This is a genomic window from Streptomyces violascens (genome assembly GCF_014649955.1).
Classification (GTDB): Bacteria; Actinomycetota; Actinomycetes; order Streptomycetales; family Streptomycetaceae; genus Streptomyces; species Streptomyces violascens.
Window position 1 is genome coordinate 292,797 of sequence record NZ_BMUA01000003.1, and the last position, 16,548, is coordinate 309,344.

At 71.8% G+C, this 16,548-nt stretch carries 16 protein-coding genes; 10 read left to right on the forward strand and 6 right to left on the reverse strand.

Annotated features, from left to right (window positions below; all coding sequences use genetic code 11):
- Positions 1-98: 98 nt before the first annotated feature.
- Entirely contained in the window at positions 99-512 is a 414-nt protein-coding gene (locus tag IE206_RS09665) for a PaaI family thioesterase (RefSeq protein WP_189961637.1), read from the reverse strand.
- 381 nt (positions 513-893) lie between these two features.
- Positions 894-2,114, reverse strand: coding sequence for an amidohydrolase family protein (locus IE206_RS09670; protein WP_189961638.1), 1,221 nt, complete (start codon positions 2,112-2,114; stop codon positions 894-896).
- A gap of 217 nt (positions 2,115-2,331) precedes the next feature.
- On the opposite strand from IE206_RS09670, the gene afsR reads away from it, so the two are divergent.
- The 4 genes from afsR (at position 2,332) to IE206_RS09690 (ending at position 6,572) form a co-directional block, all read left to right on the forward strand.
- Positions 2,332-5,340, forward strand: coding sequence for an SARP-family global regulator AfsR (gene afsR / locus IE206_RS09675; RefSeq protein ID WP_189961639.1), 3,009 nt, complete (start codon positions 2,332-2,334; stop codon positions 5,338-5,340).
- A 207-nt stretch (positions 5,341-5,547) separates the two neighbouring features.
- Positions 5,548-5,748: a hypothetical protein gene (locus tag IE206_RS09680; RefSeq protein ID WP_189961640.1), complete on the forward strand. Its 201-nt coding sequence runs from the start codon at positions 5,548-5,550 to the stop codon at positions 5,746-5,748.
- A gap of 202 nt (positions 5,749-5,950) precedes the next feature.
- The gene (locus IE206_RS09685; RefSeq protein WP_189961641.1) at positions 5,951-6,310 is read left to right on the forward strand and encodes a hypothetical protein; all 360 of its coding nucleotides are present in this window, start codon (positions 5,951-5,953) and stop codon (positions 6,308-6,310) included.
- Positions 6,303-6,572, forward strand: a complete 270-nt coding sequence (locus IE206_RS09690; protein ID WP_189961642.1) for a hypothetical protein — start codon at positions 6,303-6,305, stop codon at positions 6,570-6,572. The genes IE206_RS09685 and IE206_RS09690 overlap by 8 nt, the downstream gene beginning before the upstream one ends.
- A gap of 101 nt (positions 6,573-6,673) precedes the next feature.
- Here the strand turns inward: IE206_RS09690 and IE206_RS09695 are convergent, their stop codons facing one another.
- The gene (locus IE206_RS09695; protein WP_226598895.1) at positions 6,674-6,919 is read right to left on the reverse strand and encodes a hypothetical protein; all 246 of its coding nucleotides are present in this window, start codon (positions 6,917-6,919) and stop codon (positions 6,674-6,676) included.
- A 157-nt stretch (positions 6,920-7,076) separates the two neighbouring features.
- On the opposite strand from IE206_RS09695, the gene IE206_RS09700 reads away from it, so the two are divergent.
- Together IE206_RS09700 and IE206_RS09705 are read left to right on the forward strand one after the other, a co-directional pair.
- Positions 7,077-7,931, forward strand: coding sequence for a helix-turn-helix domain-containing protein (locus IE206_RS09700; protein WP_189961890.1), 855 nt, complete (start codon positions 7,077-7,079; stop codon positions 7,929-7,931).
- Positions 7,912-8,112, forward strand: coding sequence for a DUF397 domain-containing protein (locus tag IE206_RS09705; RefSeq protein ID WP_189961643.1), 201 nt, complete (start codon positions 7,912-7,914; stop codon positions 8,110-8,112). The genes IE206_RS09700 and IE206_RS09705 overlap by 20 nt, the downstream gene beginning before the upstream one ends.
- A gap of 25 nt (positions 8,113-8,137) precedes the next feature.
- On the opposite strand, the gene IE206_RS09710 is transcribed toward IE206_RS09705, so the two are convergent.
- Positions 8,138-9,739, reverse strand: coding sequence for a FadD3 family acyl-CoA ligase (locus IE206_RS09710; protein WP_308433920.1), 1,602 nt, complete (start codon positions 9,737-9,739; stop codon positions 8,138-8,140).
- A gap of 143 nt (positions 9,740-9,882) precedes the next feature.
- On the opposite strand from IE206_RS09710, the gene IE206_RS09715 reads away from it, so the two are divergent.
- The 4 genes from IE206_RS09715 (at position 9,883) to IE206_RS09730 (ending at position 13,085) form a co-directional block, all read left to right on the forward strand.
- Positions 9,883-11,031 carry a lipid-transfer protein gene (locus tag IE206_RS09715; RefSeq protein ID WP_189961645.1) on the forward strand — a complete coding sequence of 383 codons (1,149 nt, stop codon included), beginning with the start codon at positions 9,883-9,885 and terminating at the stop codon, positions 11,029-11,031.
- A 3-nt stretch (positions 11,032-11,034) separates the two neighbouring features.
- Positions 11,035-11,466: a Zn-ribbon domain-containing OB-fold protein gene (locus IE206_RS09720; RefSeq protein WP_189961646.1), complete on the forward strand. Its 432-nt coding sequence runs from the start codon at positions 11,035-11,037 to the stop codon at positions 11,464-11,466.
- Positions 11,463-12,236, forward strand: coding sequence for an enoyl-CoA hydratase/isomerase family protein (locus tag IE206_RS09725; RefSeq protein ID WP_189961647.1), 774 nt, complete (start codon positions 11,463-11,465; stop codon positions 12,234-12,236). Before IE206_RS09720 ends, IE206_RS09725 begins: the two co-directional genes overlap by 4 nt.
- 264 nt (positions 12,237-12,500) lie before the next feature.
- On the forward strand, positions 12,501-13,085 hold the full coding sequence (locus IE206_RS09730; RefSeq protein WP_189961648.1) for a hypothetical protein: 585 nt from the start codon (positions 12,501-12,503) through the stop codon (positions 13,083-13,085).
- On the opposite strand, the gene IE206_RS09735 is transcribed toward IE206_RS09730, so the two are convergent.
- Positions 13,052-13,867, reverse strand: a complete 816-nt coding sequence (locus IE206_RS09735; protein WP_189961649.1) for a putative protein N(5)-glutamine methyltransferase — start codon at positions 13,865-13,867, stop codon at positions 13,052-13,054. The genes IE206_RS09730 and IE206_RS09735 overlap by 34 nt on opposite strands.
- A gap of 171 nt (positions 13,868-14,038) precedes the next feature.
- Positions 14,039-16,381 (reverse strand): protein serine/threonine kinase AfsK, encoded by a 2,343-nt coding sequence (gene afsK / locus IE206_RS09740; RefSeq protein WP_189961650.1) that lies wholly within the window; start codon positions 16,379-16,381, stop codon positions 14,039-14,041.
- Positions 16,382-16,548: the final 167 nt, after the last annotated feature.

Consider the following 16,548-nt stretch of genomic DNA (forward strand, 5'->3'; position numbering starts at 1 on the left):
GCCTCCACCCTGATCTGACGAACCGTCAAATAACTCGGTGGCCCCTATCGTCATTGCTGACGCATCGTCAGGCAAGGGGTGTGCGGGCGGTGGTGGTGTCAGCCGAGCAGGGCGTACACCGTGGAGGCGCGGGCGGCCGGCTCCTCGCTGCCCTCGCCCGTCATGGTGATCTCGGCGAAGGCCATCCGCCGCCCGAGCTTGGTGACGCGCGCGTCGACCAGTACGTCGACACCGGTGACGGGGCGCTGGAAGGTGGTGGACTGCTGAACGGTCGTCATCGGCCCGTACGCCCCGCGCGCGGAGGCAACCGCGATGACGGTGGCGGTGTCGGCGGCGGCCATCAGCGCCTGCCCGCTGATCCCGCCCCCGTCCCGGGCGAGCGCGTCGCTCCAGGGCAGCCGCAGTACGGCATGGAGCGCGCCGGTGTCCTCCACCGTCAGCCCGAGATCGAGCACCCAGGGTGCGAAGTTGTCGGCCAGGATCTTCTCTGCTTCAGCAAGGGTCAGTGCCATGCCGTTCATGGTGGCGGCGGCCCGGACAAATGTCACCGCCACCCGACGACGGCCCACCCTGCCGCGTCCCGGCCCACCTGCGTCACCATGAGCCCACGACCCTCCACGCGGGGATCCTGGCGGGGTGCCTACTGGGCGCGCCACTCACCCTGAGGGGGCTGGGCAACACTCCGGCCCATGAGGCCGGCTAGGCCCCGACTCCCGTTCCGGCAGGACGCCGCCCCTATTCACGCAGCCGAGGCGCTTCCCCGTCGTGGGGTTTCGTCCAGCTGCCCACTGTCGTGTGCGGTGAAGGCGCGATCAGAGAGGAGGCGTAGTGGTCGGAGCTCCCGGGCTGCGACCACCACCCCCGCTCTCAACAGGGCGACCGCCCGGGGACGTTCACGCCCCAGGCCAGAGCCCCTCGGGCGTCAACCCCAGCAGCCCGATCGCGTTGCCCCGCACGATCCGCTCCACCACGTCCCCCTCCAGGTGCCCCATCTGCGACTCCCCCACCTCCCTCGACTTGGGCCACGTCGAGTCCGAGTGGGGGTAGTCCGTTTCGTACAGGACGTTGCCGACTCCCACCGCGTCCAGGTTGCGCAGCCCGAACGCGTCGTCGAAGAAGCAGCCGTACACGTGGTCCCTGAAGAGTTCGGACGGCGGGCGGTGGACCTTGTCCGCCACTCCGCCCCAGCCTCGGTTCTCCTCCCAGACCACGTCCGCGCGTTCCAGGATGTACGGGATCCAGCCGATCTGGCCCTCCGCGTACATGATCTTGAGGTTGGGGAAGCGTTCGAACTTGCCGCTCATCAGCCAGTCGACCATCGAGAAGCAGCAGTTGGCGAAGGTGATGGTCGAGCCGACCGCGGGCGGGGCGTCCGGGGAGGTGGACGGCATGCGGCTGGAGGAGCCGATGTGCATGGCGATCACCGTGCCGGTCTCGTCGCACGCGGCGAGGAACGGGTCCCAGTCGTCCGTGTGGATCGAGGGCAGGCCCAGGTGCGGCGGTATCTCGGAGAACGCCACCGCGCGCACCCCGCGCGCCGCGTTGCGGCGGACCTCTGCTGCGGCGAGTTCGGCGTCCCACAGCGGGATCAGGGTGAGGGGGATCAGGCGGCCCCTCGCCTGGGGGCCGCACCACTCCTCCACCATCCAGTCGTTGTACGCCCGCACCGAGAGCAGGCCGAGCTCACGGTCCTTCGCCTCGGTGAACGTCTGGCCGCAGAAGCGGGGGAAGGTCGGGAAGCACAGGGCCGATTGGACGTGGTTCATGTCCATGTCGGCGAGGCGGGCCGGAACGTCGTACGAGCCCGGTCGCATCTGCTCGTACGTGATCACTTCCAGCCTTATTTCGTCCCTGTCGTAGCCCACCGCCGTGTCCAGTCGGGTCAGCGGGCGGTGCAGGTCCTCGTACACCCACCAGTCGCCGATCGGCCCGTCGTCCCCCTTCGCGCCCATGACCGGGGCGAACTTGCCGCCCAGGAACGTCATTTCCTTCAGGGGGGCTCTGACGATGCGCGGGCCGATGTCCCGGTATGCGGACGGGAGGCGGTCCCGCCAGACGTTGGGGGGCTCCACCGTGTGGTCGTCCACCGAGATGATCTTCGGGAAGGTCTCCATGCCGTTTACGGTAGACCTGATCTGACGATCCGTCAGCTACTCGCGCACGCCTCGGGCCCCGCCCGGACCGCTCCCGCGCCCCACCAGCGCTTGCGATGAGTGTGCAGGGCATGTGTCGAAGCCTTGTGCAGAGCGTCACCCGCTGCTGACGCGACCCCTCCGGACAGGGCAGACTGGCGGGGAGCAATCCAGGAGTACGGGGGTACAGGGGGCAGCTATGGACCGTGACGGCGGGACGCGCGTACCGGAGCAGCGCGCTCCGGTACCACCGCCGCAGCGCACGACGGGGCACCTCGTCCAGGCGGCGGCCGAGCACGACCCGGAGGCGTCCGGCGCCGGGCTCCGCTTCGGCGTACTCGGACCCGTACGGGCCTGGCGGGGCGAAGAGGCCCTGCCGTCCGGCTCCCCGCAGCAGCGCGCCCTGCTCGCCGCCCTGCTCCTGCGCGACGGCCGCACCGCCACCGCCGCCGAACTCATCGACGCCATCTGGGGCGAGGAGCCGCCCTCGCAGGCGCTTGCCGCGCTCCGCACATACGCCTCCCGGCTGCGCAAGGTGCTCGACCCCGGGGTCCTGGTCAGCGAGTCCGGCGGCTACGCGATCCGGGCCGGCGCCGCCACCCTCGACCTCGCCGAGGCGCAGGAGCTGGCGACCGCCGCCGAGAAGGCGCGGGCCGGCGGCGAGAAGTCCCGCGCCCGCGACCTCCTGAACGAGGCGCTCGCGCACTGGGACGGCGAACCGCTCGCCAACGTGCCGGGCCCGTACGCCGAGAACCAGCGCACCCGGCTCGCCGAGTGGCGCCTCCAGCTCACCGAGGCGCGGCTCGACATGGACCTGGAGGCGGGCTGCCACGCCGAGGCCGTCTCCGAACTGACCGCGCTGACCGCCGCCCACCCGCTGCGCGAGCGGCTGCGCGAACTCTTGATGCTGGCCCTGTACCGCAGCGGCCGCCAGGCCGAGGCGCTCGCCGTGTACGCGGACACCCGGCGGCTGCTCGCCGACGAGCTCGGCGTCGACCCGCGGCCCGAGCTCGCCCGCCTCCAGCACCGCATCCTGCAGGCCGACGAGGACCTGGCCCGGCCGCCCGCCGACGCGCCCGCCTCCGCCCCGGCCCCGGTCCGCCCTGCTCAACTCCCCGCGTCCGTCCCGGACTTCACCGGCCGGGCCGCTTTCGTGCGCGAGCTCACCTCGCGGCTCGCCAGCGCCGAGACCACGGTCATGGCGGTCTCCGCGCTGGCCGGCATCGGGGGCGTCGGCAAGACCACCCTCGCCGTGCACGTCGCCCATACTGCCCGCCCGTACTTCCCCGACGGCCAGCTGTACGTCGACCTCCAGGGCGCGGGGCAGCACTCCGCCGAGCCGGACACCGTGCTCGGCGCGTTCCTGCGCGCGCTCGGCACGCCGGACTCGGCGATCCCCGACTCGATGGAGGAGCGCGCGGCCCTGTTCCGCTCCACGCTCGACGGCCGCCGGGTCCTGGTGCTGCTCGACAACGCCCGGGACGCGGCCCAGATCCGGCCGCTGCTTCCGGGCACGGCGGGCTGCGCGGCGCTCGTCACCAGCCGCATCCGCATGGTCGACCTGGTCGGCGCGCACCTGGTCGACCTGGACGTGATGTCCCCCGACGAGGCGCTCCAGCTGTTCACCCGGATCGTCGGCGAGGAGCGGGTTTCCGCGGAGCGCGAGGCGGCCCTGGACGTGGTCGCCGCGTGCGGCTTCCTGCCGCTCGCCATCCGCATCGCAGCATCCCGGCTCGCCTCGCGCCGTACCTGGACGGTGTCCGTACTGGCGGCGAAGCTCGCCGACGAACGCCGCCGCCTGGACGAGCTCCAGGCCGGTGACCTCGCGGTCAAGGCCACCTTCGAGCTCGGCTACGGCCAGCTGGAGCCCGCCCAGTCCCGCGCCTTCCGCCTGCTCGGCCTGCCCGACGGGCCCGACATCTCGCTTGCCGCGGCGGCCGCCGTCCTCGACCTGCCCGAGCAGGAGACCGAGGACCTCCTGGAGTCGCTGGTCGACACGTCCCTGGTGGAGTCGGCCGCGCCGGGCCACTACCGCTATCACGACCTGGTGCGGCTCTACGCGCGTTCCTGCGCCGAGCGGGACGATCTGCCGTCCGCGGAACGGGAATCGGCGATGTCGCGCCTGCTCGACTTCTATCTGGCCACGGCGTCCGGGGTGTACGCCCTGGAGCGCCCGGGCGACCGCCTCGTGGACCACCTGGAGCCCACCACGCACCGGGGCCTGGTCTTCGACGACCGCCACGCCGCCCAGGACTGGCTGTACACCGAGGCCGACCCGCTGCTCGCCTGCGTACGCCAGCTGTCCGGGCCGCGCACCCTGCGCCGCGCCGTCGACCTCCTGTACGCGGCCCTCGACCTCGGCGAGTCCGGCGCCAACTCCAAGCAGTACGAGGCGACCGCCGAGGCCGTCCGCGAGGCCGCCCGCACCTGGGGCGACACCCAGGCCGAGGGCCGCGCCGTGATGACGCTGGCCAATGTGCACCAGCTGGCGGGCCGGTTCGAGCCGGCCGACCGCGAGGCCCAGGAGGCCATGCGCCTCGCCGGGCCCACCGCGGACCCGCTGCCGCTGTGCTGGGCCTCCAACGCGCGCGGCATCATCGCGCTCTACCAGAACCGGCACACCGACGGCGAGACCCACCTGACCCGCGCCATCGAGGCGTTCCGCGCCGACGACAACCGGCCCGGCGAGGCCAGCGCGCTGTGCAACCTGTCCCGCATCCACCTGGCCATGGGCCGCACCGCGAGCGCGGTCACCCTGGCACAGGAGGGCCTCGACATCTACGACTCGATGGGCCACGAGCTGCGCGGCGCCAACGCCCGTTACGCCCTGGGCCTCGCGCTCACCAAGAGCGGCCAGCTGCCCGCGGCGGCGGACCGGCTCAACGAGGCGCTCGAAGTGTTCCGGGACAGCAGGCAGCGCCTGTGGGAGGGCATGACGCTGTTCCGGCTCGCGGAGGTCGACCTCTCGGGCAGGCGGCCCGCGCAGGCGGCGGCCAACGCCGAGATGGCGCTCACCGTGCTGCGCGGCATCGGCGGCGAGTGGCGGCGCGGCAACGTCCTGACCGTGCTCGGACAGGCTCTGGCGGCCATCGGTCACGCCGGCCGGGCGCAGGTCTGCTGGCGCGACGCGCTGGTCATTTTCGAGGAGCTGGGCTCGCCGGAGGCCGTCCAGGTGCGCGCCCTGCTCAGCCCGCTGGCGGCCGCATAACGGCCCTGGTCAGCGCGTTCATTGAACGTTTATCGGCACCCGGCATTGTCTTACCTGTCGGCCCGGCGCGTCGGGGGGCGCGAGAGCCGACAGGACGGCCGGACATTAATCTGTCGGCCCTGGCAAGTCCGTCCGGCCACCCTCGGGGGAGTGGCCGGACGGTTTCGCCATCCACTCAGGCAGCACCACCAACGGGAGATGAGAATCATGGGCGACGTGAAGAAGAACGAGCCGCTCGTCACGCCGCAGGACCAGCACGCAACGGACGAGCCCGCCATCGCCACGCTCGACCAGCACGCCACCGGCACCCCGGTCACCACCCTTGACCAGCACGCCACGGACGAGCCGGCGATCACCACGCTCGACCAGCACGCCACCTCGGAGCCCTTCAGGCCGAAGGCCCAGTAGCCCATCCGAGCGGGGGACGGCCGCGGCGGCGCGGGAGGGGAGCCGCCGCGGCCGGGGGGAGCAGGACCATCGGTGCGGGACCCGCTGGGGGGCGGGCCCGCACCGCAGTCGTGTGCCCGGCGCGGGTCCGGCTTCCACAACGGCCCCGCGAGGTCTGTACGCCTCCCGTACTGTGGCCCCTGGCACCTCAGGAAGGACCAGGATGAGCGCACAGCACACCGAGCCCGGCGGCCCCCTCATCCCACGGCCGGAACGAACGCCCGCGGCGCTCCGGGTCGCCCTGGCCCAGGTCGCGCCGCACCGGCTGGCCGAGATGGAACAGCAGAAGGACGAAGCGATCGCCCTTGCGGCGCGCACGGACTCACTCGGTCCGATCGTGCAGTTCCTGGAGGCCTGGGCGATCGTCATCGAGATCGCACGCTTCCCCGCCCTCGCCTCGCGCCTGCACTCCGCCGAGTACGCCGCACAGATCCTCGACCGCGACGATCCGGCCTGGCGGACGGCCATGGAGGAGATCCGGACCGTCTACCTCACTGCCCGGGAGTCGCTCGCGCATGAGTGAGTGGCACTGGGAGTACGAGCCCCACGAGACGCACGTGGTCGGCGGCGAGACACCTCCACCACCCTTGCTGGTCGCCGAGGTGGAGAAACGCGCCGCCGAAATCACCAGAGCCGCAGCAGCTCTCCATCTCGACGGCACGCGCTACGAGGGCTTGGGGGACGGCGTCCAGACCGCCTTCGTTCCCGGGGGCATGTTCCTCTACCTGACGATCGTGCGGCACCAGTGCGTGTACGTCCTCCAGGTAACCGCCTCACCCATGTGACCCACCGCTGCGACAGCCCTCACGGCCAACCGGCCACCGCCGCCCGGGGGCGCGGGGGCCGGGGGCGCGGCGAGTGCCCCACAGGCCTCCCCCGCAACCGCTCATTCGCCGCTGCAGCACCGCAGCGCCTCGGCCAGCCTCAGCGCCGTGTCCGTGTTGCAGTTGCCGAGCGCGACCAGGCCCGACGGGGAGGGGTACCGGCTCACGAAGCTCGGCAGGTCCACGCGGAGCGAGGGCAGGATGATGCCGTGGGCCGCCAGCGCGCGGCGCAGCTCCTGCACGCAGCGGGTCATGTCGTCGCCGTCCGGCCGGTGGGACACGGGGTGGTGGTCCTGGTGGGGGCTCATGGGGCAGTGCCTTCCTGTGGGTGCGCACGCGCACGCATGCGCACTGTGACGATTCAGTCACACCCTGACGTGAAGTGGCCTACCTTGGAAGGGGTTTGGGTTCCCCTGCGCGAACTGTGAAGCGCGGCAGGAACGTTGTGGAATGGGCGGGCAGACCATGGTGCGACGCAAGGACATCGACGGCTCGGAGAGCGTCCCCTGCTTCTACGGCAAGGAGCTGCGCTGGAAGCGGGAAGCGGCGGGGCTCACGCTTCAGCAGCTGGTTGAGGGGAGCTTCTACGGCTTGAGCCACCTCAGCGAAGTCGAGCGGGGCGAGCGCCGCATGCCGCGCGAACTGGCCGAGCACGTGGACCGGGTACTGAAGACCGACGGGTTCTTCGCGCGCCGCTGCGAGGACGTGCGCAAGGCTAAGCGGGGCGGGCACGCCTCGTACTTCGAGCGGGTCCTTGAGGCTGAGAAGCGCGCCGAATCCATTGAGGAGTGGGGCCCCACCGTCGTCCCTGGTCTCCTCCAGACCGAGGCGTACGCCCGCGCCGTGAGCCGGGCTGCGCACCCGACAGAGCCGCAAGAGAAGACGGACACGCGAGTGTACGCACGCCTCGCCCGGGCCCAACTCTTCGATGCCGACCCCATGAAGCCCGAGTACTGGGCGATCCTGCACGAGTCTCTACTCCGACTGCCGATCACCTCGCCACAAGCGATGGCCGAACAGCTCGAACACATCGCAGCGTTGGCACGGCAGCACCGGATCACTCCACAGATCCTTCCGTGGAATTGCGGGGCACATCCTCTGATGGCTGGCATGGTCACCGTCTTGGACTTCCCCGACGCCCCGCCGCTGCTCTATACGGAGTCGTCGTACAGCGGCGACACCATCGACGATCCGGCCGTCGTGAAGCAGTACCGTAAGGCATACGATCGGCTCAGGGCCGCCGCAATGCCACCGGAGGCGTCCCTCACCGTGATCGAGGAAGCGGCTAAGGACTATCGAAATGGCAAGCAACAGCTTTGACTTGAGTGCCGCGCGCTGGTTCAAGAGCAGCTACAGCAACGGCGACGGCGGGAGCTGCGTCGAGATAGCCGACGGATTCCCCAATCTTGTCCCCGTCCGCGACTCGAAGGTGCAGCAGGGCCCCGTTCTGCTTTTCCGCGCCGCCAGCTGGGCCGCCTTCGTAGCCGACGTCAAGGGCTGAGCCAAGCCTTCGGACAGGGTCGGGCTCACTCAAAGCCGCCCGCACAAGAGCGGGCCCGCAGCTCCCCCTTGACCACCTTCCCGCTCGCGTTCCGCGGCAGCTCCGCCAGGAACTCGACCTCCCTCGGCACCTTGTAGTTCGCCATCTCGCGGCGGGACCAGGCGATCAGGTCGTCCGGCGTCATCACCGAGCCGGGGCGGCGGACCACGTACGCCTTGCCCACTTCGCCGAGGCGGGCGTCGGGGATGCCGATCACCGCGACATCGGCCACCTCCGGGTGCAGGCCGAGGAGTTGCTCGATCTCCGCGGGGTAGGCGTTGAAGCCTCCGACGATGAACATGTCCTTGATCCGGTCGGTGATGCGGAGGTTGCCCGTCTCGTCCAGGACGCCGACGTCGCCGGTGTGCAGCCAGCCGTCCTCGTCGATCGCCCGCGCCGTCTCCGGCTCGTCCTCGTAGTAGCCCCGCATGACGTTGAAGCCGCGCACCAGGACCTCGCCCGGGGCGCCCGGGGCGGCGAGGACGCGGATCTGCGTGCCGGGTATCGCACGGCCCGAGGTCGAGGCGATGGCCTCCGCCGGATCGCCGCGGCGGCACATCGTGACGATGCCGCTCGCCTCGGACAGGCCGTACGCGGTCAGGACGGTGCCCACGCCCAGCTCGGTCCGCAGTCGTTCGACCAGGCGCAGGGGGACGACCGCAGCCCCCGTCACCACAAGGCGCAGGGCGCTCAGGTCGTGCTGGTCGCGGGCCGGGTGGTCCAGGAGCGACTGGTGCAGGGTGGGCGGGCCGGGCAGGACCGAGATGCGTTCGGCGGCGATGTTCGCGAGCGCCGTGTCGATGTTGAACACCGGCTGCGGCACCATCGTCGCGCCCCGCATCAGGCACGCGATGATGCCCGCCTTGTAGCCGAAGGTGTGGAAGAACGGGTTCACGATCAAGTACCGGTCGCCCTCGCGCAGACCCGCGAGCTCCGACCAGATCGCATAGCCGCGCAGGGTCTGGGCGTGGGTGATCACGGCGCCTTTGGGGCGGCCTGTGGTGCCCGAGGTGTAGATGATGTCGGAGGGGCTTTCCGGCTCGATGGCGTCCGCCCGGGCCGTCACCTCCGCATCCGACACCCCTTCCCCGCCCGCCAGGAAGTCCTTCCACGTACGGAAGTTGTCGGGTGCGTCGTCCGAGAGGACCACCACCTGCTCCAGGTGCGGGAGCGACGGCAGGGGGCCCGAACCGGAGCCCTCGGCGGTCGCGCGGCGCAGTGAGGCGACGTACGAGGTGCCCAGGAATGTTCCCGTCACGAACAGCAGCTTCGCGCGGCTGCTGTCGAGGACGTACGCCGCCTCCGCGCCCTTGAACCGCGTGTTCAGCGGCACGAGCACCGCGCCGGCGGTCACCGCGCCGAGCGCCGAGACGATCCAGTCCGCGGTGTTGGGCGCCCAGAGGGCGACCCGGTCGCCGGGCTCGACGCCGGCCGCCATGCACGCGGCGGCCGCGCGCTCGACCCGCTCGCCGAGCTCCGCGTACGAGATGCGACTGCGACCCTCGACGACGGCCTCGCGTTCGCCGTACCGGACGGCCGCGCCGCGTACCAGCTTCGCGATCGTGCCCCACTCCAGGTCCCCGCGCACCGAAAGCCCCATCGAAAGCCCCTCCACCCTTCCCCAAGCTCTCAACTCCGTTCGAGCAGGGGAGACCCCATTGCTGACTAACCGTCAGATTAGCTGTAGCCTCCTGCGCTGTCAGTACTGGTGACGCTCGTGGAGGTGGGGCCATGGCCACCCTGAAGGACGCGACAGCCATAGTCGGGATCGGGCAGACGCCCTTCGCCAAGCAACTGCCGGAGTCCGAGAAGGAGTTGGCGTGCCGGGCGATCGTCGCCGCGCTCGATGACGCGGGCATCAGCGCCGCCGAGGTTGACGCGTTCGCCTCGTACACGATGGAGGAGACCGACGAGGTCGAGGTCGCCAAGTCCATCGGCGCGGGCGACGTGACCTTCTTCAGCAAGATCGGCTACGGGGGCGGCGGTTGCTGCGCCACCGTCGGGCACCTGGCCGCCGCGATCGCCACCGGGCAGGCGAGCGTCGGTGTCGCCTGGCGGTCGAGAAAGCGGGGCAGTGGGCCAAGGCCCTGGAAAAATACGGCCGTTCAGCTTCCCACCCCGGCCCAGTGGACCCGTCCGTTCGGCCTGCTTCGGCCGGCCGACGAGATCGGCATGCTGGCCCGCCGCTATCTCCACGAGCACGGCGCCACTCGCGACCACCTCTTCAACGTCGCCCTCGCCTGCCGCAACCGCGCCAACCAGAACCCTGCCGCGATCATGTACGAGCGCCCGCTGACCCGGGAGATGTACATGACGTCCCGCTGGATCAGCGAACCCCTGTGTCTCTTCGACAACTGCCTTGAAACGGATGGCGCGTTGGCGTGTGTCATCGTCGCCGCCGAGCGCGCCCGCGACTGCCGGCAGAAGCCCGTGTACGTGCACTCCGCCGCCCAGGGCCTGCCCGCCCAGCACCACGGCATGGTCAACTACTGGAACGACGACCCGCTGACCGGCCCCGCCTGGACCGCCGCCCGGCACCTGTGGAAGCAGGCCGACTTCGGCCCCGACGACGTCGACGTGGCCCAGATCTACGACGCGTTCACCCCGCTCATCCCTCTCTCCCTGGAGGGCTACGGCTTCTGCGGGCGCGGTGAAGGCGCCGCCTTCACCGAGGGCGGCGCCCTGGAGATCGGCGGCCGCCTCCCCATCAACACCGGCGGCGGAGGCCTGTCGGAGGCCTACGTACACGGCTTCAACCTCATCAACGAGGGAGTCAAACAGCTGCGCGGCCACAGCACTGCCCAGGTCCCGGACGCCGCCACCTGCCTGGTCACCGCGGGCGAGGGAGTCCCCACCTCCGCCATTCTGCTGAGGAGCTGAGAGATGCTGACCCCTGTTGTCGATCCGGACGGCGCCCCCTTCTGGGAGTACGCGGCCCGGGGCGAACTCCGCGTCCAGGCCTGCGCCGCCCCCGACTGCGGCCGGCTCCGCTTCCCGCCCCGGCCGTGCTGCCCGCACTGCCAGTCCTTCGCCGACGAGTGGCGCCGGGTCTCGGGCCGCGGCCGCATCTGGTCGTACGTCTTCCCGCACCCCCCGCTCCTCCCCGACTACGCGGCGCAGGCCCCGTACAACGCGGTGATCGTCGAGCTCGCCGAGGACCCGCTGATCCGGCTGGTCGGCAACGTCGTCGCCGAGCCGGACGCCGCGCTCGACTCGGTCGACCCGTCCCGGCTGAGGATCGGCGCCCGCGTACAGGTCGCGTTCACCGAGGTCGACGGGATGACCGTGCCACGCTGGCTCCTGGAGCGCGCATGAGCGTCCTGGTGGACCGCGACAAGGAGACGGGCGTCGCGATCGTCACCCTGAACCGGCCGGAGCGCCTGAACGCGGTGGATTTGGATACGGCCGATCAACTGTCCTCACTCTGGCGTGAGTTGAGGTTCGACGACACGGTGCGGGCGGTCGTCCTGACGGGCGCCGGGGAGCGGGCCTTCTGCACCGGCATCGACCGCTCGGCCGAGGTGCCGCAGCCCTCGTCCCCGTACTCGACCGACGATCCGCTGATCGCGATCGGCCCGAAGGCGAACGACCTGTGGAAGCCGGTGATCGCCGCCGTGCGCGGGATGGCCTGCGGCGGGGCGTTCTATCTGCTCGGCGAGGCGGAGTTCGTGATCGCCGCCGAGGATGCGACGTTCTTCGACCCTCATACGACGTACGGGATGGTCAGCGCGTACGAGTCGATGTACCTCGCGCTGCGCATGCCGCACGGCGAGGCGGCCCGGCTCGCGCTCATGGGGACGGCCGAGCGGATGTCGGCGCGGCGGGCGTACGAGATCGGCTTCGTGAGCGAAGTGGCCCCGCCGGGTGGGGAGTTGGTGGCAGCGACCCGGTGCGCCGAGGCGATCGCCTCGTTCCCTACGGAGGCGGTGCAGGGAACGGTGCGGTCGCTCTGGGCCGCGAAGGAGACGACCCTGGCCGCGGCCCATGCCCGGGCCCCGGGGTTTGTGGCACTGGGCAACTTGCCGGCCGCGCGACAGGCGGAGCTGTTTTCCGCCCGGCGGTCGGGGGAGTTCCGGGTACGGTGACGCGTTCCGCGGGGTGCGGGTGTGGGGTGTGGGGTGTGGGGTGTGGGGTGTGGGAGAGCGTTCCCTGCGGGCCGGTGGGTGCTGGTCGCGCAGTTCCCCGCGCCCGGAAAGGGTGCTGAACCATAAGGGGCGCGGGGAACTGCGCAAACCAGCGCCCGCCACCCGCGGCCGAAACGGAGGGCGGCACCCGGAGCCGCCAGGTAGCGGCACCGTCGTGCCCGGCGTAGCGTCGGCAGCGAGAGCCGCCGCTAAGGAGGGCCGCCGATGGTCCGCAACATCCTCGGCTCGATCCTCGCTCTCGCCGGAGCGACGGCCGCCGTCTGGAGCCCCTTCCGTGCCTGGTACGACGGCCGTCACGGCAGCACCTACCGCATCGACGACCTCTTCTCGGGCATCTCCGCCACCAAGGCGCAGGTGGCCGGCTCGATCCTGCTCCCCTTCGCCTTCGCGGCACTCGTCACCCTGGTGGGGCTCGTGCTGCGCTCGCGCATCCTGGTCGCCGTCGCCGGGCTGATCACGCTCGGGTTCGCCATCCTGTGGATGGTGCGGCAGGGGCAGGTCACGGGAAGCCTGAGCGTCGACTCGTCCGGCAACGGGCTCGGGCAGGGCGTCGCGATGGCCCTGGGCGGAGGGCTGGCGCTGCTGCTCGCAGCGGGACTGATGTCGGGGCGACGCGCGGCCGAGCCGGAGCCGGAGCCCCGCCCCCGCTCCGACGTACCCACGCCGCCGGACAGCCCGTACGAGCGCCCGTACGAGGCGCCCCATGAGGCTCCGTACGAACCCCGGCACGCGCTGCCCCCGGACGAGCAGCCCCCCTACGAGCCCCCGGACAGCCCGCCCCGCGCCTGACGTACCCCGGTCACCACGTTCGCGTACAGCTCCTCCGAAGTGACGAGCCCGGCCCGCAGGCCCCCCGCCGACATCGCGGCCAACGCAGCCGCCGCCTGCCGCTCGCTGGTCTCCACGAGCAGGGTGCCGCCCGGGGCCAGCCAGTCCGGCGCGGCGAGAGCCACGCGGCGCATGATGTCGAGCCCGTCCGAACCTCCGTCCAGGGCCACCAGCGGCTCGTGGTCGCGGGCCTCCGGCGGCAGCAGGCCGACCTCGTCCGTGGGGACGTACGGAACATTCGCCGTCAGGATGTCGACGCGGCCACGCAGCCCGGACGGCAGCGGCGCGAAGAGATCGCCCTCGTAGACCCGGCCCCCCAGCGCGGCCACGTTGCGCCGGGCGCAGGCCACGGCGGCGGGCTCGATGTCGGCAGCGTGCAGCTCCGCCCCCGGCAGCGCCGAAGCCAGCGCGGCCCCGAGCGCCCCCGAACCGCAGCACAGGTCCACGATCACGAGCGGGCGGGCCGTGTCAGCGGCCGCGAGCGCCTGCCGCACCAGGAATTCCGTACGTCTGCGCGGCACGAAAACCCCGGTGTCGACAGCCACCTTGAGCCCACAGAACTCGGCCCACCCCACCACATGCTCAAGCGGCAACCCGGAGACCCTGCGCTCCACCATCGCGGCGATTTCGGCCGGACCTTCAGCGGTGGCGAGTATCAACTCCGCCTCGTCCTCGGCGAATACGCACCCAGCGGCGCGCAGTCGCGCAACGACAGCGGAAGAAGAAAGCGCCTCAACTGGCATACGGGAAAAGCCCTTTCGGATACGACATCAGGCACCCCCAAGGGGTGCGGGGCGGTGTCATCGTGCGGCTCCGCCGCGATGGGGGTCCCCCTCGGTTCGAGCGAAGCCGAGACCTTGGGGGAGCGACCAGCCACGACGGACCCGCAGCGAGAGGGCAAAGGCCCCCCGCGCCTAGCGGGATCCAGAGGTGGCGGTTCCCTTGACCGCATCGAGTGCGTACACACACCTGTCCTTGCTGCACGCGTAAACCACCCCGCTGCGCACGACAGGGGACCCGGTGATCTCACCCCCGGTGGCAAGCTTCCACCGGAGCTGGCCCCCCGCCGCGTCCAGCGTGTACAGGCAGTGGTCGGCCGAGCCGAAGTGGATGCGGCCTTCGGCCACCACGGGGGTGCCCACGACCTCGCCGCCCGCCGCGAAGCGCCACTTGGGGGTCGAGGTGACCGCGTCCAGGGTGTACAGCGCGTTGCCGCTGCCCACGTGGATGTTGCCGTCGGCGACCAGGACCGGCTCGACGGACTGGCGGGACTCGGTGGCGATGCGCCAGCGGTCCTTGCCGGTCGAGGCGTCCAGGGCGTACACGGTGCCGAGGTAGTCGGCGAGGTACACGCCGCCCCCGGCCACCGCGGGACCCGGTGCGAACGTCGGCGGGCACAGGAAGACCGCGGGGGCCTCGAAGTGCCAGCGGACGTGCCCGGAGACGATGTCGATCGCCAGGACGCGGGTGCCCGCCGAGACGTAGACGTAGCCGTCCTGCGCGGGTGCGACCCGGACCGGGACGCCGCCGCAGGAGGCCGCGTCGCCGACCGGGTAGGACCAGCGCTCGACGCCGGTGCGGGCGTCCAGGGCGCGCAGCCGGGCGTCCTGCCAGACGTACACCGTGCCGTCGTGGATGGCGGGCCCGGCCTCGGGGGTCTCGAAGTCGGTCTGGGCGCCGGAGGTCTCCCACAGCTTCTCGCCGTTCGCGGCCTCCCAGGCCTGTACGCCGCCGCCGCGGGTGCCGGTGACGACGGTGCCGCGGTCGGCCTTCAGGGAATACACCCAGGCGTCCGCCTGAAGGCGCCACAGCTCGCCGCCGTCGGCCGCGTCCAGGGCGTACAGGGTGGGCCCGTCGGAGGCGTGGATGCGGCCGGCCTCGACGGCCATGGCCCAGGCGACGTCGCGCGTCTTGAACTGGCGGCGGCCGCTGCCCACGTCCAGGGCGTGTACCTCGAAAGAGGTCACGTACAGCAGGTCGCCCGCGACGGCCGGGGTGCCCCACACATCGTTCGACATGCGAAAACGCCAGGGGCGCCAGCGTCCGGGGGCCTCGGGAGGATGAGCGGGCGGCGGCACCGGGCCGGCCTGCGCGCCATTGGCACCGGGCCTGCGCACCCAGCCGGTGGCGGGCCCCGCGTCGACGGCGACGCGGGATGCGTCGGCGGCCCGCGGTCCGGGGCCGATCGCCACCTTGGCGCCGGGCAGGTGGACCGGATCGTCGGCGTGGACGGGCGGGTAGGTGACGGCCGAGCCGCCTTGCCCGCCCGGGTACGGCGGCTCCACCGGACGGGGCGGGGCCGGCCTGCCGGAGGGCACGGCGGAGCTCGGCGAGGGGTCGGCGGGCTTGACGACCTGCATGCGGCCGCCGCCCCTGCGCTGCTCGATCATGGCGACGGAGCGGGGCGGCAGCCAGGCCGACGCCGTGCCGCTGTCGTCCGAGCCCGAGGCGAAGAGGTGGGGCGCGAGCTGGGCCTGGAGGTCCTCGGGCGAGGGGCGGTTCGGGTGCTCCATCTGCATGCAGGACTCGATGAGCGGGCGCAGCTCGTCCGGCAGGCCGGTGATGTCCGGGCCCTCGCGCAGCAGCATGAACACGGTCTCGACGGGGTTCGCGCCGTGGAAGGGCGCGTGCCCGGTCGCCGCGAAGACGAGGGTCGAGCCGAGCGAGAAGACGTCCGAGGCTCCGGTGACGCTGCGGGAGTCCTTGGCCTGCTCCGGCGACATGTAGGCGGGCGTGCCCACGGCCACGTTCGTCATGGTCAGGCGGGTGTTGGAGACCCCGGACGCGATGCCGAAGTCGATCACACGGGGACCGTCCTCGACGACCAGGACGTTCGACGGCTTCAGGTCGCGGTGGACCAGGCCCGCGCCGTGGATCGACTGCAGGGCCTCCGCGATGCCGGCCGCGAGCCAGCGCACCGCCTGGGCCGGGAGCGGCCCGCACTCATTCACTATTTCTTCGAGGGAGGGCGCCGGTACGTAGGCGGTGGCCAGCCACGGCACGGGGGCACGCGGGTCGGCGTCGACGACGGCGGCGGTGTAGAAGCCGCTGACCGCGCGGGCCGCCTCCACCTCACGGGTGAAGCGGACCCGGAAGAGCTGGTCCTCGGCGAGCTCGGTGCGCACCGTTTTGATGGCCACGCGGCGGCCGGAGGCCGAGCGCGCCAGATAGACCAGCCCCATGCCGCCGGCACCGAGCCGTCCCAGCACCTCGAAGGGGCCGATCCGCCTCGGGTCGTGCTGCGTCAGCTGCTCCACTTGCCTGCCACCTCCCCGTACGGGCCGTGCATGAATTCGGCCCCGTGCAGCGTCTCACGCGGCACCCCGATTCTCCCTGCCGGAGGTGGCCGGTGGCCAACCCGGGTCGAGACCGGGATGTCTCCCCCCGATCCGGGACACCCCGGACGTGCCGCGCGTGCCGCGGG

Excerpts from the sequence above, each read along its gene's own strand:
- IE206_RS09665 (WP_189961637.1), bottom strand. The coding sequence starts at position 512 with ATGGCACTGACCCTTGCTGAAGCAGAGAAGATCCTGGCCGACAACTTC.
- IE206_RS09670 (WP_189961638.1), bottom strand. The coding sequence starts at position 2,114 with ATGGAGACCTTCCCGAAGATCATCTCGGTGGACGACCACACGGTGGAG.
- afsR (WP_189961639.1), top strand. The coding sequence starts at position 2,332 with ATGGACCGTGACGGCGGGACGCGCGTACCGGAGCAGCGCGCTCCGGTA.
- IE206_RS09680 (WP_189961640.1), top strand. The coding sequence starts at position 5,548 with ATGGGCGACGTGAAGAAGAACGAGCCGCTCGTCACGCCGCAGGACCAG.
- IE206_RS09685 (WP_189961641.1), top strand. The coding sequence starts at position 5,951 with ATGAGCGCACAGCACACCGAGCCCGGCGGCCCCCTCATCCCACGGCCG.
- IE206_RS09690 (WP_189961642.1), top strand. The coding sequence starts at position 6,303 with ATGAGTGAGTGGCACTGGGAGTACGAGCCCCACGAGACGCACGTGGTC.
- IE206_RS09695 (WP_226598895.1), bottom strand. The coding sequence starts at position 6,919 with ATGAGCCCCCACCAGGACCACCACCCCGTGTCCCACCGGCCGGACGGC.
- IE206_RS09700 (WP_189961890.1), top strand. The coding sequence starts at position 7,077 with ATGGTGCGACGCAAGGACATCGACGGCTCGGAGAGCGTCCCCTGCTTC.
- IE206_RS09705 (WP_189961643.1), top strand. The coding sequence starts at position 7,912 with ATGGCAAGCAACAGCTTTGACTTGAGTGCCGCGCGCTGGTTCAAGAGC.
- IE206_RS09715 (WP_189961645.1), top strand. The coding sequence starts at position 9,883 with ATGGCCACCCTGAAGGACGCGACAGCCATAGTCGGGATCGGGCAGACG.
- IE206_RS09720 (WP_189961646.1), top strand. The coding sequence starts at position 11,035 with ATGCTGACCCCTGTTGTCGATCCGGACGGCGCCCCCTTCTGGGAGTAC.
- IE206_RS09725 (WP_189961647.1), top strand. The coding sequence starts at position 11,463 with ATGAGCGTCCTGGTGGACCGCGACAAGGAGACGGGCGTCGCGATCGTC.
- IE206_RS09730 (WP_189961648.1), top strand. The coding sequence starts at position 12,501 with ATGGTCCGCAACATCCTCGGCTCGATCCTCGCTCTCGCCGGAGCGACG.
- IE206_RS09735 (WP_189961649.1), bottom strand. The coding sequence starts at position 13,867 with ATGCCAGTTGAGGCGCTTTCTTCTTCCGCTGTCGTTGCGCGACTGCGC.